We start from the raw sequence: 24,620 nt of genomic DNA, 5'->3' as shown, positions 1-24,620 counted from the left end.
CCTATCAGGCCCACTCCAGTTCCGGCAAACCGCAAAGGCTTGGCTGAAACATCTTCAAGGAGCGAATGATCCCATCGGCATGGGCATATTTTTCGTCCGCCATGGCCGAGTCCGGAATGGCAATGGCGGTCATGCCGGCGGCTTTCGCGGCCGTCACACCGAACGGAGAGTCCTCGAACACCAGGCAGTCGCGCGGCTCGACACCCAGGCGCCGGGCGGCGGTGAGGAAGATATCCGGCGCCGGTTTTGCCGCACCGACCTCTGGGTCGTCCGCCGTCACGATGCAATCGAACAGCGCGAACCAGTCCCGGTGCAACGTGGTTTTCAGCGCGAACGTGGGGCTCGACGAACTGGTCCCCACGGCAATCGGAATGTTATGGGCCTTGAGATGCCGCACCAGTTCCTCGGCGCCGGGCATGCCCAGGGCGTGAGGAAAACGCTCGCGCATCAAGGGCTCGCGGATGACCAGGAATTCCTGGGGGGTGATCGGCAACTCCAGTGCCTGGACGACGTAATTGGCCAGGTCCGTGGCCCCGCGCCCGATGATGTTCTGCTTGACGCTCCAGTCGAACGTGCGCCCGTAGCGCTCGGCGATGATGGAGGTGACCTCGGTGTAGATCCCCTCGGTGTCCAGCAACAGCCCATCCATGTCGAAAATCACAGCCTTGATCGGGCCAAACTCTTTCAGCGGTGCATTCATCGCATCTGATCCGTTATCAACACAACATTCCAGGGATGGCTCAGGTGCGGCCAGGGCGGCGTGTTCGCCTTAAAGGATTCAGCAGGATAACGAAGGGGGCTTGGAACCGGCAATGGGAAATCGGTGAATGGGGTCCGTGGCGAGGGAGCTTGCTCCCGCTCGGCTGCGTAGCGGCCGTTGGATCTTGGGGTCGCTGCGCAACCCAGCGGGAGCAAGCTCCCTCGCCACAAAAGCGGATCGTGTCGGATGAAAGGTTACTGACCGGAGCCGCCCGACCCCGAGCCACTGCCGCCCGAACTGCCACCACTGTCGCTGGTACCGGTTCCGCCGTTGGTCCCACCGCCTGCGTCGGCGCCGCCCATCGTGCTGCCGCCACTCATCGAACCGCTGCCCGTGCCGGGGCTGGTGCTGCTGCCGCTGGCATCGCCACCATTGCCGCCCCCCACGGAGCCCGGAGGCAAGGCGTTACCGCTGGCACCGGACTTGGAGCCGGCTTCCATTTCCGAGGAAGGCGGCATCCCGCCCTTGTCCACAGGCGGCGTGCTGCTCGAAGACTGTGCGAAAGCGGCCAACGAACTGACGGAAAGAATCCCGGCGAGTGTCAGCGCTGTCATGTTGGACTTCATCATGGTGAGTCTCCTTTTCAAGGTACTTACCTGATGTCTGGCAGGCGTGGCGGGCCGATGGTGCCACTGGATCGACAGGCGGGCCTGCCGATCAGCTCGGCGTGCCGGAGGCGTCGTCACCGGCGATGTCCGGATCATCCGGGGTCGCTTCGACATCCTCGTCGTCGCTGGGCACCTGCTCGACGCCCGCTTCGTCATCGGGTGGGAGCTGGTCGCGGCTCAGCGGGTTGGTGGGCGATGGCAGCGGGTATTCCGGGGTTTCTTCGTCATTGGGAACGGGGGAATCGGCAGTCATACAATCTCCTGGCAGGTGCATGCACCTGTCCTGCAGCTTAAAGAACGCGGGCGATCCGTTTGAGCGACTTCACTTGTAGGATTCGTCCTCAAGTTCAGCGTTCTTCGTCGTCGAGCAAAGGCACCTGGGCGTCGTCCATCAGGGAACCGGGGTCTTCATTGCCTGGGTCGTTGAGGCCCGGATCATTGATGAAGGGAACGCCCGTTGGGCCTTTTTCTTCCTTGCCTTCGGTTTCCGGTGTCATGGCGCACCTCGCGATTGCTGATGGATGTATGAATTTGAGGTGGGGGGGTGGCAATCGTTCCTGAGGATTGGTGTGTATATCCGTTTTTTGGGTAACGGCTGCTTATGGTTCCGCCCTGACGGCGGGTCACTTTTGAGAAGCCGGAATGCCGGCCCAGGCAAAAGTAACCAAAACGCTTCTGCCCCACCACTTGGCACCTCGCCTAGGCTCGGTGTGCCCGAACGCAGGCATTGCTCCGTGGGCCCGTCGCGAAGGGCCATCCATGGCCCCAGCGCGGCTATCCCGGCATCCATGCCGGGATGCCCACTCCACAATGCCTGCGTTCGGCCATCGTGGTTAACGGGGCGCCGAGATCAACGTCCACCGCGAGGCGGCCTGATAGCCGACCTGGTTCTTGCGGGGGGGTGTACACCCATCAGACTTGTTTGAGCTGGACCTGTGGGAGCAAAGCTTGCTCGCGAGGCGGCCTGACAGCCGACCTGGCTCTCCGGTTATACCCCCGATCCGATTGTGGGAGCGGGCTTGCTCGCGAAGACGGCGGCACATCCAATACTGATGCAAGCTGACCCACCGCCATCGCGAGCAAGCTCGGCTCCCACAGGGATCGTCGGTGGACACTGATCTTATAAACGATCAAAAAACTGTGTGGGAGCGAGCTTGCTCGCGATGGCGGTGGTGCTGTTGCACAGCGGCTGGAGCTGTCTGCTGCTCTTGCTTTGGGCTCTTGAGCTCGACGCTCCGTCAATAAAAAAAGCAAAAAAACGGCGCTTCCCATTTCTGAAAGAAGCGCCGTTTTTTCTAAGTGAACAGCATTACGGCACAAGGCCGAGTCCATTCATCCAAGCATCCGCTTAACGATGATTTCTCTTGGGCTTATGCTTGTGCTTCTTACCACCGGAGTGACCGTGGTTGTCATTGGACAGGTTGCTGCCCAACGCGCCGCCCGCTGCGCCGCCGACGCCAGCACCGATGGTGGAGCCGGTGGAGCCGCCCAGACGGTTACCGACGATCGAGCCACCGGCCGAACCCAGGCCACCGCCGATGGCGGCTTCGGTGCGGCTGCCCTTGCGCGCGCCCACGGCGCTGCCGGCTGCGCCGCCGACGCCCGCGCCGATCGCGGCGCCTGTGCTGCCGCCCATTTGCTGGCCGACCACGTTGCCCAACACACCGCCCAGACCGCCGCCGACTGCAGCGGTACCGTCGCCGGCAGCCATCGCGCCCTGGGCAACTACCAACCCCAGTACCAAGGTGGACAAAGTCAAACGCATGATAGAAACCTCAAGAATGCCGCATCGGGGAGAAATGGCCAGTGCGCGCGGGCGCGAGTGTACGCCAAACAGCGTCAGCCATGACGGTTGGACAACGAAACGGCGGATTATTTTATGACAGGCAAAAAAAAGCCCGCTGGGGAAACGGGCAGGTACTGCTTTCTAACGGATGAGCTGAGAGTACGTACCTGCTTGTGAAAGAAACGTGAAAGAAACCGCCAGTTGAGAAAAGATGAAAAATATTTATCTAGAAACCGAAATATTCCCCGTGGCAAGGGAGCTTGCTCCCGCTTGACCGGGCTGGCGCACCAACGCCAAGCGCCCATAAAAAAGGGCTGCCATGCAGCCCGGTGGGAGCAAGCTCCCCTACCACGATTCCCGTCACTTCTTGACCGGAACCCTGGGTAAAAACTTGGCCTTCTCCCCTCGCTGCACTTTGGCCACCTTCGTCCTGATGGACTTGATCGGCTCGTCGCCAAAGTCTGCATGGTAGGTCGACTGGCCACATTGCAACCCTTCATTGATCGGATAAGCGGCTCCGTGCTCCTCGCTGTATGGTGTTCCCATTGCCTTTCCCCTTTCATTGAGGTCCATACCGACAACAAACGGTTGCCTGACAATATCGACCTTCACGACAATGAGACTAGTTGGTCATCAACAGACTGTTGATTCCACAACACCCTTCGCCGACGAATGGAACTCACTGTTTCAAAAAGGAAACACTCATTCAGTGCCCAGCATCGTCCGGTTCAAAACCCGGGAAACCTGATCGGCTGAATAGGGTTTGGACAAGAACTCAAAGCCCTCATGCCCCCTGTGGGCCAGCTCTTCGCTGTAGCCGGAAGTGAGCACCACCGGTAGATCCGGGCGACGCTGGTGCAGTTCCCGGGCCAGGGCGATACCGCTGATGCCTGGCATCACCACGTCAGAAAATACCGCGTCGAAGGCCATCGCGTCCGGCCCGACCATTTCCAGCGCTTCTTCGGCGTTGGTCGCCCAGGCCGTTTCGTAGCCCAGGTCCTGGAGGATCTGGTTGGCAAAACGCCCCACCTCCAGGTTGTCTTCCACGATCAACACCCGGCGCTTGCCCTTTTCCAGCACCAGGTGCGTGACCTCTTCCCTGACCGGCTCGTGGTTTTTCTCGGGCGCCACTTCCGGGAGGTACAACGTGAACACCGTTCCCTCGCCCACCACGGTCGAAACATCGACGTTGCCACCGGACTGCTTGGCAAAGCCGAACACCTGGGACAAGCCCAGCCCCGTGCCCTTGCCCACTTCCTTGGTAGTGAAGAAGGGTTCGAAGATGTGCTCAAGCACTTGCGGGTCAATACCGGTACCGGTGTCAGCCAAGGCTATGGCGGCAAAGGATTGCCCGGCCCCGGCATGACCACGGATCGGCGGCATGCCACCGCCGCAACTGACCCGAAGCCACAGCGTGCCCTGACCATTCATCGCATCCCGGGCGTTGAGGGCCATGTTGATCAGCGCTGTCTCGAACTGGCTCAGATCCGCGCGGATGTAACAGGGTCGATCGCACAACTCGACGTTGACCTGGATCCGTGCCCCGGTAACGGTTTGCAGCATGTCCCCCAGGCTCTGCACTTGTTTGCCCACATCGATAACCTCGGGCTTCAACGGCTGGCGCCGGGCAAACGCGAGCAACTGGCTGGTCAACTTGGAGGCGCGATCCACGGTTTCGGACACCGCCGTCATGTAGCGTTGCCGGCGCTCTTCGGACAAGTTGGGCATGCGCAGGAAGTCCACCGAAGAACGGATAATCGTCAGCAGGTTATTGAAGTCATGAGCCACGCCACCGGTGAGCTGGCCGATGGCTTCGAGTTTTTGCGACTGGCGCAGTGCCGCTTCGGTCTGTTTCAAGCGCGTAGTGCGTTCCTCGACCCGCTCTTCCAGCGTCGCATTCAATTCGGCCAGGGCCGCCAGGCCTTCGCGCACGGCAGCATCGGCACGGGCGCGCTCGATGTGAGCCCAGGACCGCTCCGTGACTTCCATCAGCAGCGCCAGGTCGTTGGATGACCAGACCCGCGGTGTTTTATCGTGGATCGCCATCAGCGCGGTCAATCGCCCGCCCTTGATCAACGGCACGCAGATGGTGGCCGCGATGCCAATGGCCTGGAACGTCGCCGCTTCCTCCGGCGCCAGCTCCTTGAGGTTATCGTTGATCACCAGCGGTTTGCCGGCTCGCAGATTGGTGACGGCCAGACGACCGAAATCAGCCAGCCGATAATGCCCGAGAATATGGGGCGAACCGGCCCTGGCCCAATCACCGCGAATGGTGAAACCGTCCTCGTCCTCATCCATGTCCGCGTAGGCACAATTGGACAGGTTCAGATGCGCCGCCAGAATCCGCGTGGTGGTCGCCATGATGCTCTGCGGATCGGTGGCGTTCGCCACGGCATTGCCGATGGCATCCAGCACGGCCAGGCGCTGGGTCATGAACACCGTCGAAGTGGTCTCGGTGACCGTGTCCAACATGCCCACCACCGTGCCGAACTGGTCGCGGATGGGGCTGTAGCAGAACGTGAAATAAGCCTGCTCAGGACCGCCGCCGCGCTCGATGACCAGGGGAAAGTTCTCTATATAAGTGGCTTGCCCATCGAAGGCGCCCTGCACGATGGGCCCGATATCGCTCCAGGCTTCTTGCCACACCTCATCGAACCGCCGCCCCAGCGCCTCGGGCTTGCTGCCGAGGATCGGCAGGAACGCATCGTTGTACAAGGTGATCAGGTCCGGGCCCCATATGATGGCCTGGGGAAAATGCGAGGCCAGGCTCAGCGCCACGGTGGTCTTCAACACATCGGGCCACTGCGCAGGCGGCCCGAGCGGCGTGTCCTCCCACGGATGACGGCGAAGCCGTTCGGCCATTTCTCCATAGCTCTGGAGCCAATCTGTCATCGCGTTCGATCCTTCTGAGACGCCAATACCAACGAGGGGAAAAGCTTGTGACCCCAAGCAGGGCCGTATTATCCCGTGCCGGGTGGGAATGCGCGATTGGATTGTGGGATGCGTCGGGGGACAAATGGGGGGTTAAGGGCGGAAATGGGAGGTTGGGCTACAGAAATATCCTACATATCGTTGGGAATGGACCTGATGTAGGTGAGGGATCTGCAAAGTTGTAAGACGTACAGCTCGGATGCTTACCACTATGGCAACGTCCTACATATGATTGGGAATCCCCTTCTCTATCAATCCCTTGCGTATTTTTTGCCGTGACGTCTATAGTCTTGCGGTCGCCCAGATGGCGGCCGGGTTTGGCGACCCGCAGTGGGATGCAAAGCGCTTGCGTTGTTGCAGGCGTTCTTGCATCTGTAGAGTTGTCGTTATGGCAGCTGTACGCGGGAGACCTTCGGGTCTGCCGGCTTCCACTCCGGTTCGCCAACCTGCGTACAGTTGCCACCTTCGTTTGGCGACGATTAGGTGGTGAAACTTTTCCAGTGGAGCTTACTTATGAATCAATACATGGGCCTTACCAGCAACGCCGACGACCAACCCCTCTACGTCGATACCGCCGCCCCGCTACACATCCTGCTCGACTCAGCCGCCTACCGAATCCGTGCCGCCACCCAGTTCCTGGAAAACTTGGCAATGCGCGATGAACTGACCATCGACCCCGCGACTTTGCAAGATTTGGCACAACTTTGCTGCATCCCGCTGCGTGACGGGTGCGACGTGATGGATGTGATTGCACGACGATTGGATGCGGCACCGGCAGGTTCCACTCTATAAGCCTGCCAACCGACAACCCGTGGCGAGGGAGCTTGCTCCCGCTGGGCTGCGCAGCGGCCCCTTTTGTGAGCGCTGCGCACTCAAACGGGAGCAAGCTCCCTCGCCACTGACTCATCGTTTTCTTAAGCACACAGAATTACGACCGCACCACGACATTTTTGAAACAAGCCATTGATCTATACAGCACACCACGGAGATGCTTTACCCATAGCCCGTGGAGACAGAAAAACAGCCCCATGCTATGGTTTGGCCGTGAGTAGAGGACTTTCCAATGACCCAAACAGCTACTGCTAGCGTCGCGACTCAGGTCCGAAAGCTTGCTAAAGCCCACAATGTCACTGCTGAACTTGACGGTATGAGTCGCATGGCTGCGACCATCACTCGTCTGGCTGGGGATGTCGTCGAGCTGGATGGCATCGAACAGTTGCTTGTCAATCTCAAGAGAAAAGGTGTTCTGAGTAAGTCGCAGATCCTGACGCTGCAAGGCGAGTACCTTCAGGAGAAAAGACGCGCCAAGAAACGTAGCGCATGAGTTTTGATCCGTTCGGTGATTTCGGAACCGCCGGGTATCTTCAAAACTCATTGCGACTTAAAGATCCTATAGAAGTAAAAGAATCTGAGCATCTTTCCTTCGAGGCAAGTATCGAAGATGCTCTTGCTTGTCTGGCGAAAAGGAGACCCATTACCTTCCAGACAGTGCTCGAAGTTCACAAAATTTTATTTTCGGGCTTTTATCCTTGGGCAGGGAAAGATCGAAACGAGCTCGTACCTCACCTAGCCGTCTTCAAAGGTTCCCATAACGATCCCCGCAGTACGGCTTTCGAGCGCCCGGAACTCATTAAGAGGTCTGTCGACTATGCACTTAAACTGGCAGCCGATAAGAAACACTTCAAAGAGCATCCTGGCGAGGTGATGGGTCAACTGGCTTTCGCGCACCCCTTTCTTGACGGCAATGGACGTACGATTCTATTAGTCTTCATGGAGCTCTGCTATCGAGCCAAATTTGCTATCGATTGGTCAAAAACGAACAAAGACGATTACCTACGAGCACTCAGCGATGAGATCCGCGAGCCTGGCCAAGGGCATCTCGACAACTACCTGAAACCATTCAGAGTAGCCATATCCAGCCGCGACGAGTGGCCGGAAACCATCAGTGGCATCCGAGGCCTAGATGGCCTGGACAAAGAAGACATCACGTACGAGAGCCTGGACAACCCAGAAGTCCAGCAAATTTATAAGACACACAGGGTAAAGCCCCTCGACCCTTAACCTTCTACGTGCCGGAAGTACAAAATGCTTGAGGTAAAACCTTCCACAACATTGCAAGCGGACAGCTTCTGGATGGCAATCTGGCAAAGTGGAGCCTTGAGTATCCAAGAAGCCGAAAGGCGGGCGCAAGGCTCGCAAGTTTAAAAGAGGCTTACTCATCGGTCCCTTTCTACGCCAGAAAAGCGGCTCGATATCCACAATTTTGGAGCAAGTTTTACGCGAGCCGCGTGAATTCGTAGAGCACTCAAGCGGGAGCAAGCTCCCTCGCCACGAGTGCATCGTCTACCTGAACTACTCAACAACCCCGTTATAAACAACCATCGCACTCCCCTCCTTCTTGACCACGAGCTTATTCCCCTGCGCCATGGCCTCGACCAATTCAGAACATCCCTGCACCTCACGCTTCCCATCAACGCGCTCGGCCTGGGTGTCGAAACTGAATACATAGGTCGAAGCAGGGCACGCATTCCCCCCCTCTCCGGTGGAAACAACCAGCACATACTTGCTCGGGCCAAACGTATAAGCCTTTTCAATCGTCACATAACCGGTGTACTCGGCCTGCTCAACAATGGATTCCATGACGTTCATCACGCCCGCCCGCGACTGATAATTCAGCGCGGTCCCCATCGCCTCGGTCTGGGTCGTGAAAGGCCCTGCACGCTCGGTGTTGACGGGCAACGGTTGATAGGCGACACCCGGGGGCGCGGGAGGCGCGGCTTGAATCGTGGCGGCGGGTTTTGCAACAGGGCTTCGCTGGAGTTGAGGGCTATCGCATAGGCCGTTTTTGCAGATGAAATCCCCTTGGCAATCGATGTCTTCCGAACACTGGTTCGTTTCTTCAAAGGTGCTTTGATCGGCCTTGGCGTAGCCAACAACGGCCAATGTCAGAAGAGCGCAGGCAAACAAATGCTTCATCGGTGAAGTCCTTTTCTTGGATGGTGGCTGGATGATAACTGCAAACCTTCCGGGTTTGTCTCTGGTCGCCGCCAATTTCCAGTCTCGGGTGGTTCTACGTTGGTTTGAATACTAGCCTTGCAAACGTCCCCACAAGGAAGTCGAGGCCACCATGGCTGACCGCGAACAACTCCATCGAGATGGCTACACCTTGCTCCGTCAAGCGATCCCGACCGAGTGGCTGGCTGACCTTCGTGCCGTATTCGATTCAGGTGTGCGACCGTCGGATCAATGGCCAGTGCCTCGCGGCATGGACTGGCGCTATTCGATGCTGGACGATGATTCGAAGATTCAGGCGGTATGTCGTCTCCCCCAGCTACTGGCGGTGGCAGGTGAGTTGATCGGCGACCGGTTCTTTCTCTCCCAAGTCGAAGGTCGCGAACCCCTTGCCGGTAGCGGCCAGCAACAACTGCACCGTGACTTGTCAGCTCAACGGCCAGGCGACATCGCCATCGCCCTGGCTTTCTTCGACGATTACGGCCCCGAAAACGGTGCGACACGGATCGTCCCCGGCAGCCATCGCTCCGAGCTGGGCGCCCCACCCTTCGACTTCAATGACGAGTCCCGCGCTGTACAGCTGTCAGGCGGCGCCGGCGACATCCTGGTGTTCGATGTCGATCTGGTGCACGCGGGCAGCCTGAACGTGATCGGCGCACGCCGTCGCTCCATCCTGATCAGCTATTTCTCGGAGTCGCTCTACCCGTCACACCTGGAGACCGTGGCACTACGCAATATTCGCATGGACACCCGCGACCGATTCGCCCCCGCGGACTTTGTTTTCGGGGGCTAGGATTTTTGCTCGATGAAAGTGATGCGCAGCGCTTCGAATCTGAGCTTTAATGCCCGTGCTTTTAGAGAACCCTATTCGTCCAATCAAGGAAGAAACGACATTGAAAACAGCTTTCGGCGCCCTGTTGTTGGCCTGCCTGACGACTACCGCATTGGCTGACGAAAACCCCGTCGGCTTCCAATCCTCCACCCTCCCGGATCCAAACAATGGTCGGGCACTGGAGATGGTTGTTTGGTACCCCAGCGCAACGACCGCAACCCCGCAACTGATCGCCGATAACGCGGTATTTGTCGGTGCCTCTGCCGTGCGCAATGCGCCCCCCACTGCCGGCGAACATCCACTGGTGGTGCTCTCCCACGGCTACAGGGGCAACTGGAGTAATCAGATTTGGCTCGCCAGTTCCTTGGCCCAGAAAGGTTACATCGTCGCCGCCCTCAACCACCCCGGCAGCACCACCCATGACCGTAGCCCGCAAGCAGCGGCGCAGTTATGGCAACGGCCGGTTGACCTGCGTCGAGCCATCGATGCGGTCACGACTCAACCGGAAAAATTTGGCCAAGTCGCCAATGATCGAATTGCAGCCGTGGGCCATTCACTCGGCGGCTGGACTGCCCTGGAGATCGCCGGCGCCCGCTTCGACCCCGAGCGCTTCGCCCAAGACTGCAAAACCCATACGCAGTTAGCCAGTTGCACCGTTTACCAGCAGATGAACCCCGCCAGCACCGCTGAAGCAAAAGCCGAGCTGGCCGCCGACTGGCGCGACAAACGCGTGACTGCGGTGGTGACATTGGACCTGGGCCTTTCCCGGGGCCTGACGGATGAAAGCTTGGCCGCGCTGCCTGTCCCCGCTCTGGTGATCGCTGCCGGTGTACCGTCGCAAGAACTTCCGGCTGAGTTGGAGTCTGCCAACCTGGCCAAGCGACTGCCCCCGGCGTCAAGCCGTTACGTTGAGATCAAGGACGCGAGCCATTTCAGCTTCATGTCGATGTGTAAGCCCGGTGCGGAGGAAATGCTTGAAGAGGACGTGCCGGGGGATGGGATCATTTGCCGGGATGGCGATGGCGGGCGTGCTCGGAGGGTGATTCAGCAGCAGGTTGCATCATTGATCGCAGAGTTTCTTGCGCAATCACCTGGAGCGATTGATAAGGAGGCTAGATGACGATCAAACGCCCAGTATTACCAGGATATTCAATGAGTCGAGGCGACTAATGCAGCGTGTCATGATTATTGGCCAGCCCGGGTCAGGAAAAAGCACGCTGGCTCGGGAAATGGGCAAACAGACCGGACTGCCGGTTATCCATATCGACACTATCCATTGGCAACCTGGGTGGATCGAGCGAAACGCAGACGAGAAGACTCGACTGTGTTACGAGGTCGAAGCTCGCGATCAATGGATTTTTGAAGGTGGTCATTCTGCTACCTGGGACAACCGTATTGCCCGAGCCGATCTTTTGGTATGGATTGATCGCTCATCGGTGCTTCGGTTCTGGCGTGTATTTCTCAGGACGTTGACCCAGCGAGGCCGCCCGCGCCCCGACCTTCCAGAGAATTGCCCAGAGCAGCTTGGAAACCTCCCGGAGTTTTTCAGATTCATGTGGACGACTCGTAAATCGGCGCGTACGAAGATGAAGCAGCTTGTAGCAACGGCCCCACCGACATGTCGCGTTATCTGTCTGCGGTCCAACCGCCAGGCCAAACTGTTTCTGTCGAGTGTCGGGAAGACGCCTCGCGTAGAGCCGCCGCGAAAAGCCCCCTTTCCCCAAGGCACGCGGGAGCCTCGACGTGGCTGATGGCGTGGATTTCGCAGCCTGGGCTCGCGTCTGGGCAGAGCTTGGCGTTGTATGCGCGTCACCAGAGACGTACGAAGAACTCGTTCGACACTACTGCGAGCCGCACCGTGCCTACCACAACCTCCAGCATCTGAAGGAGTGCCTTCAAGTGCGCCGATTCGTCAACGCTACCTGCCAGGCCCCCGCCGAAGTCGACCTCGCGCTATGGTTCCATGATGCGATCTACGACCCCCTTCGCAGCGGCAACGAGCTGCGCAGTGCGCAATGGTTGGATGACGTGGCACGCGACAGTGGGCTGGGCGATGAAACGCGACGCAGGCTTTACGATCTGATCATGGTGACGCGACACGACGGCGCCCCAGCGTCGACAGACCAAGCGGTGCTGGTGGACACGGATCTGGCAATCCTTGGGGCATCGTTCGAGCGGTTCGAGGAATACGACCAACAAATTCGCCGCGAGTATCAGTTTGTGCCTTTACCTGTGTACCGCCAAAAGCGGCGCCAGGTCCTTGAAGGCTTCCTGGCACGCGGACGCATTTATACGACCGCACCGTACTTCGACGCATTCGAGCAGCAGGCACGCGCAAACCTTGCACGCGCCATCGACCGCCTCGACTGAGGACTGGATTCAAGCGGAAAAGGGATAACTCACTCCCCTGACTGCACTCGCTTCATCGCTTCGAGAAGCTGGCCCTCAAAGTACTCGCTCCCATCTCGTTCCTGCTCTTTTATGCGGCGCTTTGCTTCGATAAGCATCTGCGTGACAGCGATGTTCTGATTCAAAAAAGTAGCAACCATCAGGTCGTTCAAATTTTCTAAAGGGGTGTCCCAGACCTCCCTGCAACGCTGCATCAGACCTGTAGGTGAATCCCCACACCACGGACCTAAAAGATTTGAGACTGTAAGATTCGAACTCATTAACCGACCTTCTGAAAGAAATCGAAGGGTTAGTCATTTCGCACCACTAGGAGATAGCCTAAAAACGAGATCGGATGAGCACTTTTGGCCGTTTGCTGCCTGTCGTGAAGGGCGACTACCGGCCAATAGCTGCCTGTCACGATTAGCCCGGTTGTCGCGATCAGCCGATTTAGAACGCACAGCTAAGATTGTTCCCCCATCCGTTGAAGATGCCCACTAAAGGTACCTTTTTTTCAGTTCTCTCCTACATGTGGCCAGATTCAAACCAAGTCTTCAGGCTGCATGGTCAAAATTATTTTCCCAACATTTTCGGAAGACTCCATCCGGCGATGCGCATCGGCAGCCCGTGCTAGCGCAAAGGTGCTATCGACAACCGGCTCAAGGCTTCCGGCCCCCTCGAAGCGATCAAGCCAGTGCTCGCGGAAGCGCTTGATCATGGCGTGTTTCTCCGGTTGCGTGCGCGACTTCATGACCGTACCGATGATTTGCAGGTGGCGATAAAGAATGTCCTCCAGCGCCACCGTGACGTTGCCGCCACCGCCGAGAATCCCCACCTGAATGAGGCGGCCGCCGCGTGCAAGGGACGCGACGTTGCGGGCGAAGTAGGGCTCACCGATAAAGTCGATGATCACATCGACGCCGCGACCCTGAGTTTTGTCGGCGATCACTTCAGCGAAGTCCTGCGTCTTATAATCGATCGCCACGTCAGCGCCCAAATGCTCGACACGCGCCAACTTGCTGCCTTCGGTCGTCGCATACACCGTGGCGCCGGTGGCGTAAGCCAACTGCACAGCGGCAGACCCGACGCCGCCGGCGGCCGCGTGAATCAGCACCGAATCGCCAGCCTTGAGTCGAGCTAGGTGCATCATTGCTTCATGGGCCGTGACGAAGACCTCGGGAATGGCTGCCGCGTGTACATAGTCAAGCTGCGCGGGGATGTGCATCGCCATGCGGTAATCGATGCGTGCCAACTCGGCGTAGGCACCGCCGCCGACCACGCCCATGACTCGATCTCCGACCTCGAACCCCGTCACCGCGTTACCTTTGCCGATCACTTCGCCGGCGATTTCCAGGCCGATGATCAGCGAGTCACCGAAATTCGGAAGGCCGTACCCTCCGGTCCGGTGAGTCAGATCCGCACGGTTCACCCCGGCGGCATAGACACGCACCAGCAGGTCGTCAGGACGCACTTCAGGATTGGCAACTTCTGCGAGTTCAAGGACGTCTGCTGCACCAAATTTTCTGATGTTGATGGCTTTCATTCAGTTGTTCTCCGTTTCGCTGAACGTGGCGTTGGCGATAGCAGACGCGGTGATGGCGCCAGGGAAGCCCACGTAGAAAGCCAGGTGCGTGATCGCTGCCGCCAGTTCATCATGGGTCACACCGTTGTCAGCCGCCCGGCGTAAGTGGGCGGGCAACTCTTCCGAGCGACCAGCGGCTATCAATGCCGCCACGGTGATCAGACTACGGTCGCGCGGGGACAGCGCCGGGTCACTCCATATCTGCGGATAAAGCGTCGAGTCGACGAATTGCGACAGCTTTGGCGTGAACGCGCGCGCGGCTTCGCGAGGACTGTTGAAGTTGAGCTTGGACATGGGCGAGTTCCTTAAACCTGACTGATGAATTTGTGGGTGAGATAGTGCTCTATGCCTTCAATGCCACCTTCGGAGCCGTGACCGCTTTCTTTCATGCCGCCGAACGGGAGTTCGGTTGCGACGATGCGGTATTGGTTGATGCCGATCATCCCGGCCTCCAATCCGTCAGCGACATCAATGGCCGTGCGCGCGTTGGAGGTGAATGCGTAGGCCGAGAGTCCGTACGGCAGGCGGTTGGCTTCTTTCAGCCCATCGGCCAGTTCATCGAACGCCATCAGCACGGCAATGGGGCCAAAGGGTTCTTCGTGCATGACGCGGGCATTCATCGGCACATCTGCCAGAACCGTGGGTTGAAAGAAGTGGCCTTCGCCTGACAAGGCTTCACCACCGACCAATACCCGTGCACCTTTTTCGACGGCATCGGCGACCAGTTCTTCCATTTTTGCCAATTGCCTTGGGTTGGCCAGGGGGCCGACCTGAGTGTCTGGATGCAGGCCGTCACCTATTCTCAGCGCTTGGGTCGCAGCGACAAAGTAATCGACGAAGGCTTGATAGGCGCCACGCTGGATGAGAAACCGAGTAGATGAAATGCACACCTGCCCGGTGCCGCGAAACCGGTTCGCGACGCCTTCGATAGCGGCTTTTTCAATGTCGGCATCTTCGAACACCAGCACCGGTCCGTGCCCACCCAGTTCAAGGGTGATGGGCTTCACGCCTTCGGCAGCTCGTGCAGACAGCAGGCGCCCGATCGGCACTGAACCGGTGAAGGTCACTTTGCGAATGATCGGCGAGGCGATCAGATGGCTGGACACTTGATCCGGTACGCCGAAGACCACTTGCAGTACACCTTTGGGCAATCCAGCATCGTCGAGTGCACGCGCCAGGGCCAGCGCTGTGGAAGGGCTTTCTTCACCGGGTTTGAGAATGACGCTGCAACCCGCGGCCAGCGCTGCCGAGAGCTTGCGTGCCGGGGTGATGGCCGGGAAATTCCACGGTGTGAATGCGGCCACTGGGCCGATGGCCTGGCGTTTGACCAGTTGCAACACGCCTGGACGGTTGGCCGGGACCACACGGCCATCGATACGCCGGGCGCTTTCGGCAAACCATTCGAAATACTCCGCCGCGCGGGTCACTTCATCCAGGCTTTCACCCAGCGGTTTGCCTTCCTCCAGGGTCATCTGCGCGGCAATCTGCGGTGCACGTTCGAGGATCAGGTCGGCGGCACGCTTGAGGATTTTTGCGCGTTTGTCAGGCACGGTCTGGCGCCATTGCTCGAAGCTCAGGCGAGTCACTTCCAAGGCGTGATCAAGGTCGCCTGCGGTGGCGAGTGGGACGCGTCCGATTTCCCGGCCGGTAGCCGGGTTAACGACGGCGGCAGTATCGCGCCCTTCGGCACTGATCCATTCACCACCGATGAAAAGATAAAGCGGGTCGTAGGAGGTTTTCATGATGTGCCCTTCAGTTGGTTGTCGGAGATTCGGATGAAACCCGGCGCCTGTTCAGGCGTCCTGTGCAACCAAGTCTATGGAAGGAGGGCACATTGATTTAGACGGGCCAAAGGGAATCATTGTTGTCGCCAGAGGTAATATCGAGCCGCGGGCCGAACGTGTAGCATCCGGAAAAAATGCGCGTTATCACGGGTGAGCGTCAGATCTACAGGAAGGTCGCGATGGATAAGCTTTCGAACATGTCGGTGTACATAAAGGTTGTCGAGATGGGCAGTTTCACGGCCGTGGCCAATCATCTGGACTCAACGGTCGGTAACGTATCGCGTGCTGTCTCTGCGCTGGAAAACGTGCTCGATGCGCGCCTGTTGCAACGCTCGACCCGACGCCTGTCGGTCACCGATGCGGGGCGACGGTTCTATGAGCGCTGCACGAAAATTCTCGCTGATCTGGAGAGTGCCGAAGCCGAAGCCAGCAATGCCGCCCTGGAGCCTCGGGGAACACTGAGGGTGCATTGCGTACCCGGGCTGGCTCGGCATCTGGTCACGGGGGCGGTGCTGGAGTACCGCCAGCAATTCCCGGAGGTGACGGTGGATTTATTGCTCTCGCAACGCATGCCTAACCTGTTGGAAGACCAACTGGACGTCTCGATTCTGATCGCCCGCGCGCTACCCGATTCTGCGTATGTCAGCCAGAAGATCGGCGTCAGCCATTGTGTGCTGGTGGCGTCGCCAGACTACCTGGCCAGTCATGTGGTCCCCGAGACGCCTGAAGACCTGCGTGATCATCATTGTCTGCTATTGGGCACCGTCGACTATGTGCGGGATGAGTGGCAGCTGAAGAGCAAGGCGGGGGACGCGACATTTGTTCCGACAGGGCCAAGTTTCAGCGTTAACGATATGGATGCGATGGCACATGCCATTCGAGAGGGAGCAGGGATTGGCTTGCTGGCCGGGTTCACAGCCGTCGACGATTTGCGTTCCGGCAAGCTAGTGCGGGTTTTGCCTGACTACCATACCTATGAGCGCAACGTGTATGCCGTCTATACCTCTCGGCAGTTTGTCGATGCAAAAATCACCCGGTTTATTGAAACGCTGAAAGATCGGGTTGGCAGTCAACTGGCCGCCACGGCCAAAGAACTTATCGATTGAAATGCCGCAGGGCAAAAAGGTATTTGCGCCTCGATGAAACAACGCTTCGAGGCGCAATGATTGGCGAACAGCTGACTTAGCCCTGGCTGCAACGGCCCATGACGTTATAGGCCAGTACGTGCTGTTTGCCTTGTGAATCCTGGTAGGTCATGTGCGTCGGCACTACAGCGCAAACATCTGGCACCGGGTCTTCAGAGATGACCTTGGCGACATCAAGGTGGGTGCCATAACCATATTGCTCGACAGGTTGAGTCTTTGCAGTACCGTCCTGTGCCGCTACCACAGAGCTGAAGCCCAAGAGTGCGACGATGATCATTGCCGTTTTCATAATGAGATTTCCTAAAGTAAGTGTGATGTTGCCGGCAGGACGTACTTTAGGTTCGAGGGTTTTCTGGAAACAGGAGCGAATCAGGGAAAGACTTTTCTAAATTCCGAACACAATGTGGGGATGTCTGACGTAAAGGCAATTCGTCTGTGACCGTCCGCTCTTGGCCGAAAGCGATCACTCATGACCGCTCCTTTCGATTCAAAAGCAGCCCGCTGTATGTATGCATAAAAACGGAATCCCTCCGCCTATTAGTCATTAAATCGTCCGATCCAAAACCCTCGCATTCCACAACCCCCGATACCGCTCCCGCCACCCCGGACTCCCCTTATCCAACCACTCCAACGTCGCCTCAATACTCTCAGGGCTGATCATGAAGTGATTGATATGCTCCTCGATCCGCTCTTCCGATAGGTGCAGCGAATCCAGATAACCATTGAAAGAATCCGCCAGCACCACATACTCATCGCCCTGCTGACGGCGCCCAGTCCAGGCGGGTAAGCCCGCTACCATCGCCGCCACGTCCTGGCGTCCTTCCCGCAAATCCAGCAGCAAGATACTCGCTCCGCCGTCGCGACCGATCGGCAACAATCCCGCCGCAGGGAAGCCGGGCTGCGCCCGCAGTTGCTCCAGTTCGAAGGGGTTGGATTCGTACTCTTGGTCCGGATCCAGCCCGTACAGCGAGAAACTGAGCAACTCCTCATCGCCATTGGCGAGCGTGGCCAACACATCGTATTCCACATAGGCGCCGTTGCAGGTCTTGAGGAACTGGCGATAGTCGTCCGGCAAACGGGCACCCAGGCTGGCTTCCAGTTGTGTGATGGCAAGGTCGGTGGCGCCTTCACGGGTGTCTTCGAGGATGAGTCCGCGGTAGTCAGTCATTGATGTCTCGAAAGGGGATTGGGTGGGACGCGGTATCAATCGTTCTTACAAAAAACGACCGCTCACTCAGGTTAGTTTTTTGGCCGATGCCGTCCGGCATCACACCACGCTCGCCCGATGCAAGCTGCTCAGATGCCCAACCCCCGCCGCCGTCAAACGGCTCACCAGATCCTCCCGCGCCGCTCGCCCTCCCGAACGCACGTACTCCAGCTCCGCCGCCGTAATCAATACCACCGGCACCAATCTGACCGGGGACAAGGGCATGTCATCCAGTTGGGTTGGGAAATCCGGCGCCGGGGCGCCGATTAGAACGCCGGTGGAGTCGTCATCGGTCACGAACAGCTTGGGCAGTTGATCGCTCATGTGGTGCGATTGGCTGAGCCCTGGAAGCTCAAGGGATAGCGCTCCGTGCTGGTCGAGTTGGTGGGTGATGCCGCCAGCGTCGGCCACTGTTTTGGCGACGTGTTCCAACAACTCGAATGCCCAACTGCGCTTGAAAGGATCGACCTCTCCCACAGGACCACGGGCGTGCTCGGGGATATCCGCGGTTTCGACGAACAATTCCATCTCGAAGCCGTTGCCCATGCCTTCCGTATCATCGAACGGATCGGACAGGCCTTCAGTGGCGAGAATGATCGTGTCGCCACGGCGAACCACGCGGTAGGCCTGACGGGTCGAAGGCCAGTACGGGCCGCCGGAAAAGGTCGGGCTGATCAGGTAGGCAAGGACATCCCGCTCGACCGTGCCGACGGCGCTCCAATGACGATCCAGGCACGCTGCGCCGGCTTCCCGGACGGCCAGGTTGGCTGCTTCAGCCTCGGTCAGGTCGCCTAGCTCGGGGGATTGTGGCGCGGGCTGGTCATCTTGGGTTTGAGGGGCTTTCGATGAACCGAAGAGCTTCTTGAAGAAATTCATGGGCGTTCCTTGCTGGGTTTTCGCTCGGCTTCACCGGTGTCAGCACTCGCTGATCCGATGGCAGGCGTCGGGGGCATTGTGGTGTGTTGGCGTTGAGATGAAAACCAAGACTGCGCCTTGTGCGCAGTGTCGACGAAAGGCGTGACAATCAGGCTATACACCGTCAGGTAACGCTGGTGGTCCTGTTCTCCGGTGCCGAAACGCAGGTGTTCAGGCTGCGAGCTGGTGACATAGAGCGTGCCGAACATCCAGTCCCACAGTGACAGGTTGACGCCGAAATTGCGGTTGAAATGACGCGGTGCATCGCTGTGGTGGATCTGGTGCTGGGCCGGACTGTTCAGCACATGTTCAAGCACCGGGCCAAAGGACAGCCAGACATGGGTGTGACGCAAATTGGCTGCCAGGCTATTGAAGATGAACACCAGGTAGGTCACACCGAACAACGTGCAGCGGCTGATCTCACCACCACAGGCGTACCAGAAACCACCCGCGAAGAGGCCCAGGCAGGCAGTGACGCCAAGCTTCTCGACGATCTTCTCCACAAAATGCACCCGACTCGCCGTGGCCGGCACCAGCACGGGCGCCGAATGATGCACCTTGTGAAACGCCCAGAGCCAGCGCGAGTGAAACGCCCGGTGCGCCCAGTAGTGGACGAAATCCTTCACCAGGAACACCCCCAGCCCATAGAGCAAAGCGAGCGTAAGGTTCTCCCCCAGACGCGGACGCGCGCCCCAGAGGTTGCTGAAAAAAGCCAGGTAATCCCCGGAACGCAGGATGTACGGATCGACCAGATGGACAATGGGCAGCACCAAGGCAATCTTGAGAATGGCCCGGACGAAGTAGTAGCGATAATCCAGCAATGCCGAACGATGCAGATACACATGGCTGCCGCCGATGAATTGCCAGAATGAATGGGCGTCGGTCAGGCCGCGGTGTTTTCTGAAACGGAACAGGCCATAGGCGACACCGTAGGAGGCGCAGAGAAACAGGATTCCGAGGCGGCCGTTCAGGTTGAAGATGCCGAGGAACTGCTGGGTGATCGGTGCGATTACCCATGCGCTCAGGTGTTGATAGACAAGGGAAAACGCATCCACGAAATGCCGGCCTCTGTCGAAGGAGCGCTATTGTAGATCAGTGGGGTTGGGCTGGGCTTGGGTTTTCAGGTATGTATATCAGTCGCCAGGACCGGATTGATTACAAAAAGGATGAACATGACATTGACAGTCGAAACCTTGGTCAGCACTGCAATGACCAACCCAATCAACGCCCAAATCACTTCGCGCTTGCCTTCACTCGGTTTGAATCAATGCATGCTTACGGCCGGCTGCCTGTTCCAAGCCGTCTTGAATCATCAGACGCAGCAGCCACCCGCATGGGGCGTGAAGGACTACGATGTTTTTTACTTCGACCCTGACCTGTCTTGGGAAGCCGAGAATGAAGTGATCAACGCCGCCCAACTGCTCTTTCAGGACCTGGACGTCAACATCGAGGTCAAGAACCAGGCCCGCGTCCACCTTTGGTACGGTCAGCGGTTTGGCAAGCCTTATCCTCAGCTTCAGTCGGCCAAGGATGGCATTGATCGTTACTTGATTGCGGGGACGTGTATTGGGCTGGATGTTGAAACAGGTGAGGTCTATGCGCCCTATGGCCTGGACGACATAGAGCAAGGCGTTCTTCGCATGAATCCAAAAAATCCCCAGCCGGATTTGTTCGATGAGAAAGCCAAGAGTTATCAAGCTCGCTGGCAGTGGCTCAGAATTTATGGATGACCTTCACTGATCCGACTCACTCCAGGAGCGAAGCCGACTTGAGCAAATCGTAAAGTCCTTCAGGCACCAGCGGTGATAGAGCAGTGAAACTGGCACTGGAGCACCACGTTGCTCTGAATGATGCTCCGTTGCTTTCAAAGCCTTCCAGCCAGGTTTTTTCGTAGAGATCAGTGTCGTCAAACCTCGCATCGTAAACCTGGACGATCTCGTGCCCAGGCTTGCCGTCGTAGGTAAAAATGCTTTCCAAAGTGCCAACCAGCCGAAGGTCACTGATCGAGGCGCCCAGTTCCTCTTGCACTTCTCGGACGATGGCATCGTGGCTCCTCTCGCCGAATTCAATGCCACCACCAACCGGACGAAAAAACATCTGCTGTTTGATGGCATCGTAAAACTGGTTGACCAGTATTTTTCCATGATGATGAAAGATACAAAGAGCGAGGGGGCGAATGCGTTGCTCCGACATGAATAAAACTTCCTTCTGATTTAATGATCAACAACGTCCTGCAAATCCCAGTATCAGGGTTAAAACGCCCGACTCAGCCTTGACTCATCGTCCCCGAAAAACTCGCCTCCACCGGCCCGATAAGAACGACCGCGCCTACACCATCCCATTGCACCGTCACGCTGCCGCCATCACATTCAACCTCGACGGTACTGTCCAACAAACCACGACGAATCCCGTTAACAACGGCACCGCACGAACAGGACCCCGACCCCAGCGCAACACCCGCCCCGCGCTCCCAGATACGCAAACGAATATGCGTGCGATCAATGATCTGGACAAAATGGACGTTGGTCTTGAGCGGAAATAGCGCGTTGGTTTCGATGGCCGGTCCGATCGTCGCGATATCAACGCCAGTCAGGTCATCGACAAAGTAGGTGCAGTGGGGATTACCCATGCTGCACGCAGTTGGACTGCCGGCCAGTGGCAAGACAGCGGTGTCCAGTTCTTGCGCCAAGGGAATGTCCGACCAGCCGAAAAGCGGCACGCCCATGTCGACGCAAATGTCGCCGGTCGGGGTACGTTCGCAAGTAAGCAGACCACGGTTGGTGCGCAGGGCTACCGAAGTCACATTGGCTTCGCGCATGAGCAAGTCCGCCGCCCCCCGCGTCGCGCTGCCACAAACGTCCAGCGCAGAGCCATCTGCGTTCCAGAACATCACCCGCGCATCGGCATCATCGCAATCGAGCAACACCGCGAGTTGGTTGAAGCCCACGCCTCGGTACCGATCCCCCATTCGCTGGACGATGGCGCTTGTCACCGGGTTGGCCGAGTTTCGCGAATCGACAATAACGAAGTCATCGCCATTGGCATGCATTTTATGAAAGGTCAGTTGCATGCAAACGCTCTGCTGGAGACGGAATTACCGTAATAAAAATTGCTGATTGCTTGGACGTCTCGGACATACAGGATGATTCGATTGGGTGACGGTTGCATGTGTTCTTCCTTGATCATTGTGAGTGTTGCGCTTGCTCATATGCCTTGGTCATGACCTCCCAGGTCTTGGCATCGGCAGGAATCAGATGCTCGATACGCAATGAGCTCATCGTGATGTCGAGCGGCATGCCGAAGGTTGTGAACGTTGACATGAACGTCAGCTCACCCAGGGGAGACTCGACTCGCGTCAGCAATAGCGGAGGCAGCTCGTTAACCAGCGCCGCAGCGCTGTACGGGGCCGGCAGGCACTTCAGAATCTCAGCCAACGCGGGATTGTTCAAGGCTTCCCGGGATGCTCGTTGCCAGGCCACTAATCTTATTTCCTCGGCGTTGCTCAAATGGTCACCCAAGCCACCGGGTTGCAGCAATGTCACCAAGAGGTTGAGCCCCTCTGCCGCCTCTCTGGCAAGCCCAACCAGATCGAACAGAACACCCGCGCTGGTGTTGGCGGCAAGGATGTCCCATTGGGCACCCAGAACAATCGCAGGAGCGGGGTTGTTGGCGTGAAGTACATGATCAATGGCATCACGTACCACTTCCATTGACGACGACGTGAGCGGCGTCGTTTCGTAGCGAGGGGCGTAACCACTGGCTAGAAAGATGTCATTGCATCGCTCCAAAGGCACATCCAGGGCAGTCAACAAGTTATGCAGAGTGCCGGGGCTTGGCTTGGCGCGTCCCGTCTCAATGCAACTAAGGTGACGCTGAGATAGCCCTGTGATCAGTGCACAGTCCAGCTGACTCAGTCCGGCCTGTTGACGCAAGTGACGCAGTTGCGCTCCAGCTGAGGTGGGTGGCGTTGTTCGAGAGAAAGGTCGACTGGTCATCCGTTGACTCTGGCATTGCGGGTGAGCGGCGTCGATGACCTCAGAGGTCATTGAAACCATGACGATTAAATCACTAGCCTATTTCCACTGATCAATGCACTTGTCCGAGGAAGCACAGTGAAAAAACCTTACATCGCACTTGTCACGTTGCTGCTTTTTTCCGTGTACACGGTGGGCACTTTGTTTTTCGCCGAACAATCGCTCCTGGCATTCGGTCTCGGGCTCATGTCCCGCCCAGACACCGCGCAGGTCGTCATCGACCTTTATCTGCTCGCTTGCATGGCGTGCATCTGGATGTACCGGGACGCACGTTCGAAAGGCAGGTCGTTCACATCGCTGCTGCCTTACCTCCTGATCACGGCCATCTTCGTATCAATCGGTCCGCTGTTGTACATCGTCGTTAACGGATTTGGACGCCAATCGCCGGTGACTGGTACTCCTGATTACCCACCTCCTTAAGAAATGCACCAACAGCGTCCCCATCAAGGCCAATCAACAAGCACCGCTTTCGGATCGCCCTGGCGCATCTGGGCCAACTCAGCATCCGCCTTGGCTTGCGTCGCGTGGCAGAACTCGAAGGCGTTCTGGGTCTTGCCGGTCGGCCCCTTGGCCTCGGCCATGCACACCACCGCACCTGGTGCACAAATGGCGCTGTTAAGTTTGAAATCCCCCCAAACGCCAGGTTGTTCCCGCTTCACCTTGGCGATGTAGTTTTTGAGCGAGGGTTGCATGTCGCTCGCGGCCCCGGCGATCAATTTGACCGGGCTGACGCTAGCACCGTAAGTATGCTGGGTGGACAGCACGGCGGTGCAATACATTGCATCTGCCGGGATCGCAGCCGCTACACCGTTCGCCATCACCGTCGGGGTCACCGAGACTTGAGTGCCGCCAGGCCCCACCAGAACCGGAACGATGCTAAACGCGTTGTTTCGCCATATCTTCAGGTTCACCCGCGAACCAATTGGCGCTTTTGCAACGGCCACCCTGAAATCGATTGAGTCGGCGATAAGCCCATTGTCCACTGCCACGATCACGTCTTGAGGCAAGATCCCGGCCTGCTGCGCACCGCTCCCCGGAACGGTCGCCAGCACCACGACCCCAGCGGGGGGAAGTGACAGGGCCATGGCCCGCTTCGGATCGATGGTGTCGATGCTGGCGCCGATCCGACCGCGAGGTAAGTTGGCCGGCTGGCAACCCTTTTCAAGCCATACCTGACTGGCCGCTTCTTTTCGAGCCGTGGCGACCTGCTTCATGATCGGCTCAGCGCTCGCCTGGTACATCGGCACCTCGCTGAGGGACATTTCGATGTACTCACAGGACTTGGAGCGATACCGGTCAGGCGTTTCCCGGGTCACCAGTTTCTGCAGGTCAATGGGCGGCAGGCCTTGGGGCGCGGCGACGGTGGAGGTCGCGGGAGAGACGCTGGCAGAGTCCGCAGTCGCAACCGAGGAGACCACGTAGGCGCCGGCCGCCAGGCCTACGGCACTGGTCATTACGCTGGTGTCGACGCCACCCGGCATGGGAAGCAGCATCGCACCAACTACCGCCGCCTCACCGAGACCGCCATCAGAGGCACAGCCAGCCAAGGCAGTGAGCGAAAGTGCAACGGCGAGCCTGGTGCTTGATTTGAAGGCAGGAGCAAACATTTCGCGTCTCAGTGATTGGTTCGAAAGGA

Annotated in this window: 30 protein-coding genes; 10 read left to right on the top strand and 20 right to left on the bottom strand. The window is 58.2% G+C overall.

The annotated features are described in order from the left end of the window. Positions 1-4 precede the first annotated feature (4 nt). From PSH84_RS05140 to PSH84_RS05110, 7 genes are all read right to left on the bottom strand, one after another. Entirely contained in the window at positions 5-700 is a 696-nt protein-coding gene (locus PSH84_RS05140) for an HAD-IA family hydrolase (RefSeq protein WP_060741342.1), read from the bottom strand. A 254-nt stretch (positions 701-954) separates the two neighbouring features. Beyond that, positions 955-1,329, bottom strand: coding sequence for a hypothetical protein (locus tag PSH84_RS05135; protein WP_122568717.1), 375 nt, complete (start codon positions 1,327-1,329; stop codon positions 955-957). Between the two features lie 88 nt (positions 1,330-1,417). Next, positions 1,418-1,621, bottom strand: a complete 204-nt coding sequence (locus PSH84_RS05130) for a hypothetical protein (protein WP_060741340.1) — start codon at positions 1,619-1,621, stop codon at positions 1,418-1,420. Positions 1,622-1,715: 94 nt separating this feature from the next. Beyond that, positions 1,716-1,865, bottom strand: coding sequence for a hypothetical protein (locus PSH84_RS05125; RefSeq protein WP_305482368.1), 150 nt, complete (start codon positions 1,863-1,865; stop codon positions 1,716-1,718). A gap of 851 nt (positions 1,866-2,716) precedes the next feature. Beyond that, entirely contained in the window at positions 2,717-3,133 is a 417-nt protein-coding gene (locus PSH84_RS05120) for a glycine zipper domain-containing protein (protein WP_305482367.1), read from the bottom strand. Between the two features lie 381 nt (positions 3,134-3,514). Beyond that, positions 3,515-3,766, bottom strand: a complete 252-nt coding sequence (locus PSH84_RS05115) for a hypothetical protein (RefSeq protein ID WP_305467798.1) — start codon at positions 3,764-3,766, stop codon at positions 3,515-3,517. 90 nt (positions 3,767-3,856) lie between these two features. Beyond that, positions 3,857-6,046 carry a GAF domain-containing hybrid sensor histidine kinase/response regulator gene (locus PSH84_RS05110; protein WP_305482366.1) on the bottom strand — a complete coding sequence of 730 codons (2,190 nt, stop codon included), beginning with the start codon at positions 6,044-6,046 and terminating at the stop codon, positions 3,857-3,859. A 552-nt stretch (positions 6,047-6,598) separates the two neighbouring features. Between PSH84_RS05110 and PSH84_RS05105 the strand changes: the two genes are divergently transcribed. The 3 genes from PSH84_RS05105 (at position 6,599) to PSH84_RS05095 (ending at position 8,146) form a co-directional block, all read left to right on the top strand. Then, entirely contained in the window at positions 6,599-6,877 is a 279-nt protein-coding gene (locus PSH84_RS05105; RefSeq protein WP_212801254.1) for a short-chain dehydrogenase, read from the top strand. A gap of 271 nt (positions 6,878-7,148) precedes the next feature. Beyond that, positions 7,149-7,409 (top strand): hypothetical protein, encoded by a 261-nt coding sequence (locus PSH84_RS05100; protein WP_122568683.1) that lies wholly within the window; start codon positions 7,149-7,151, stop codon positions 7,407-7,409. After that, positions 7,406-8,146, top strand: a complete 741-nt coding sequence (locus PSH84_RS05095; protein WP_305482365.1) for a Fic/DOC family protein — start codon at positions 7,406-7,408, stop codon at positions 8,144-8,146. Before PSH84_RS05100 ends, PSH84_RS05095 begins: the two co-directional genes overlap by 4 nt. A gap of 291 nt (positions 8,147-8,437) precedes the next feature. Here the strand turns inward: PSH84_RS05095 and PSH84_RS05090 are convergent, their stop codons facing one another. Then, positions 8,438-9,061 (bottom strand): hypothetical protein, encoded by a 624-nt coding sequence (locus tag PSH84_RS05090; protein ID WP_122568681.1) that lies wholly within the window; start codon positions 9,059-9,061, stop codon positions 8,438-8,440. 151 nt (positions 9,062-9,212) lie between these two features. Between PSH84_RS05090 and PSH84_RS05085 the strand changes: the two genes are divergently transcribed. The 4 genes from PSH84_RS05085 to PSH84_RS05070 all read left to right on the top strand — a co-directional run bounded on the left by PSH84_RS05085 (position 9,213) and on the right by PSH84_RS05070 (position 12,299). Beyond that, positions 9,213-9,890 carry a phytanoyl-CoA dioxygenase family protein gene (locus PSH84_RS05085; protein WP_305467801.1) on the top strand — a complete coding sequence of 226 codons (678 nt, stop codon included), beginning with the start codon at positions 9,213-9,215 and terminating at the stop codon, positions 9,888-9,890. Positions 9,891-9,990: 100 nt separating this feature from the next. After that, positions 9,991-11,049: an alpha/beta hydrolase family protein gene (locus PSH84_RS05080; RefSeq protein WP_305483158.1), complete on the top strand. Its 1,059-nt coding sequence runs from the start codon at positions 9,991-9,993 to the stop codon at positions 11,047-11,049. 49 nt (positions 11,050-11,098) lie between these two features. Continuing rightward, positions 11,099-11,680 (top strand): P-loop NTPase family protein, encoded by a 582-nt coding sequence (locus PSH84_RS05075; RefSeq protein WP_122568678.1) that lies wholly within the window; start codon positions 11,099-11,101, stop codon positions 11,678-11,680. A gap of 148 nt (positions 11,681-11,828) precedes the next feature. Next, positions 11,829-12,299 (top strand): HD domain-containing protein, encoded by a 471-nt coding sequence (locus tag PSH84_RS05070; protein ID WP_240998529.1) that lies wholly within the window; start codon positions 11,829-11,831, stop codon positions 12,297-12,299. 29 nt (positions 12,300-12,328) lie between these two features. Here the strand turns inward: PSH84_RS05070 and PSH84_RS05065 are convergent, their stop codons facing one another. From PSH84_RS05065 to PSH84_RS05050, 4 genes are all read right to left on the bottom strand, one after another. Next, positions 12,329-12,598, bottom strand: coding sequence for a hypothetical protein (locus tag PSH84_RS05065; protein ID WP_163006858.1), 270 nt, complete (start codon positions 12,596-12,598; stop codon positions 12,329-12,331). A 260-nt stretch (positions 12,599-12,858) separates the two neighbouring features. Then, positions 12,859-13,860, bottom strand: a complete 1,002-nt coding sequence (locus PSH84_RS05060; protein ID WP_305482364.1) for an NAD(P)H-quinone oxidoreductase — start codon at positions 13,858-13,860, stop codon at positions 12,859-12,861. Next, positions 13,861-14,193, bottom strand: coding sequence for a carboxymuconolactone decarboxylase family protein (locus PSH84_RS05055; RefSeq protein ID WP_305467804.1), 333 nt, complete (start codon positions 14,191-14,193; stop codon positions 13,861-13,863). Between the two features lie 11 nt (positions 14,194-14,204). Further along, a complete protein-coding gene (locus PSH84_RS05050; protein ID WP_305467805.1) occupies positions 14,205-15,641 on the bottom strand; it encodes an NAD-dependent succinate-semialdehyde dehydrogenase in 1,437 nt (478 codons plus the stop codon). Between the two features lie 221 nt (positions 15,642-15,862). On the opposite strand from PSH84_RS05050, the gene PSH84_RS05045 reads away from it, so the two are divergent. After that, positions 15,863-16,789, top strand: coding sequence for a LysR family transcriptional regulator (locus PSH84_RS05045; RefSeq protein ID WP_305467806.1), 927 nt, complete (start codon positions 15,863-15,865; stop codon positions 16,787-16,789). Positions 16,790-16,865: 76 nt separating this feature from the next. Here PSH84_RS05045 and PSH84_RS05040 read toward each other — a convergent pair whose 3' ends face one another. The 4 genes from PSH84_RS05040 to PSH84_RS05025 form a co-directional block, all read right to left on the bottom strand. Beyond that, positions 16,866-17,117 (bottom strand): DUF2790 domain-containing protein, encoded by a 252-nt coding sequence (locus tag PSH84_RS05040; RefSeq protein WP_305467808.1) that lies wholly within the window; start codon positions 17,115-17,117, stop codon positions 16,866-16,868. Between the two features lie 255 nt (positions 17,118-17,372). Continuing rightward, on the bottom strand, positions 17,373-17,996 hold the full coding sequence (locus tag PSH84_RS05035; RefSeq protein WP_305467810.1) for an SMI1/KNR4 family protein: 624 nt from the start codon (positions 17,994-17,996) through the stop codon (positions 17,373-17,375). Positions 17,997-18,095: 99 nt separating this feature from the next. Continuing rightward, positions 18,096-18,911 (bottom strand): suppressor of fused domain protein, encoded by an 816-nt coding sequence (locus PSH84_RS05030; RefSeq protein ID WP_305467811.1) that lies wholly within the window; start codon positions 18,909-18,911, stop codon positions 18,096-18,098. Further along, entirely contained in the window at positions 18,908-20,005 is a 1,098-nt protein-coding gene (locus PSH84_RS05025; protein WP_305482363.1) for a sterol desaturase family protein, read from the bottom strand. Before PSH84_RS05025 ends, PSH84_RS05030 begins: the two co-directional genes overlap by 4 nt. 117 nt (positions 20,006-20,122) lie before the next feature. On the opposite strand from PSH84_RS05025, the gene PSH84_RS05020 reads away from it, so the two are divergent. Next, positions 20,123-20,680: a nucleotidyltransferase family protein gene (locus PSH84_RS05020; RefSeq protein WP_305467813.1), complete on the top strand. Its 558-nt coding sequence runs from the start codon at positions 20,123-20,125 to the stop codon at positions 20,678-20,680. 16 nt (positions 20,681-20,696) lie between these two features. Here the strand turns inward: PSH84_RS05020 and PSH84_RS05015 are convergent, their stop codons facing one another. The 3 genes from PSH84_RS05015 to PSH84_RS05005 form a co-directional block, all read right to left on the bottom strand. Next, the gene (locus PSH84_RS05015; protein WP_305467814.1) at positions 20,697-21,143 is read right to left on the bottom strand and encodes an NUDIX hydrolase; all 447 of its coding nucleotides are present in this window, start codon (positions 21,141-21,143) and stop codon (positions 20,697-20,699) included. 73 nt (positions 21,144-21,216) lie between these two features. Beyond that, the gene (gene dapF / locus PSH84_RS05010; RefSeq protein ID WP_305467815.1) at positions 21,217-22,020 is read right to left on the bottom strand and encodes a diaminopimelate epimerase; all 804 of its coding nucleotides are present in this window, start codon (positions 22,018-22,020) and stop codon (positions 21,217-21,219) included. 112 nt (positions 22,021-22,132) lie between these two features. Next, positions 22,133-22,945 carry a helix-turn-helix domain-containing protein gene (locus PSH84_RS05005; RefSeq protein WP_305467817.1) on the bottom strand — a complete coding sequence of 271 codons (813 nt, stop codon included), beginning with the start codon at positions 22,943-22,945 and terminating at the stop codon, positions 22,133-22,135. A gap of 117 nt (positions 22,946-23,062) precedes the next feature. On the opposite strand from PSH84_RS05005, the gene PSH84_RS05000 reads away from it, so the two are divergent. Beyond that, entirely contained in the window at positions 23,063-23,404 is a 342-nt protein-coding gene (locus PSH84_RS05000; protein WP_305467818.1) for a DUF2834 domain-containing protein, read from the top strand. Between the two features lie 23 nt (positions 23,405-23,427). Here the strand turns inward: PSH84_RS05000 and PSH84_RS04995 are convergent, their stop codons facing one another. After that, positions 23,428-24,591 carry a PDZ domain-containing protein gene (locus PSH84_RS04995; protein WP_305467819.1) on the bottom strand — a complete coding sequence of 388 codons (1,164 nt, stop codon included), beginning with the start codon at positions 24,589-24,591 and terminating at the stop codon, positions 23,428-23,430. Positions 24,592-24,620: the final 29 nt, after the last annotated feature.

Source organism: Pseudomonas beijingensis (assembly GCF_030687295.1).
Classification (GTDB): domain Bacteria; phylum Pseudomonadota; class Gammaproteobacteria; order Pseudomonadales; family Pseudomonadaceae; genus Aquipseudomonas; species Aquipseudomonas beijingensis.
Note: the sequence above shows the minus strand (reverse complement) of the source record. Positions and strands in the feature narration are given on the sequence as shown.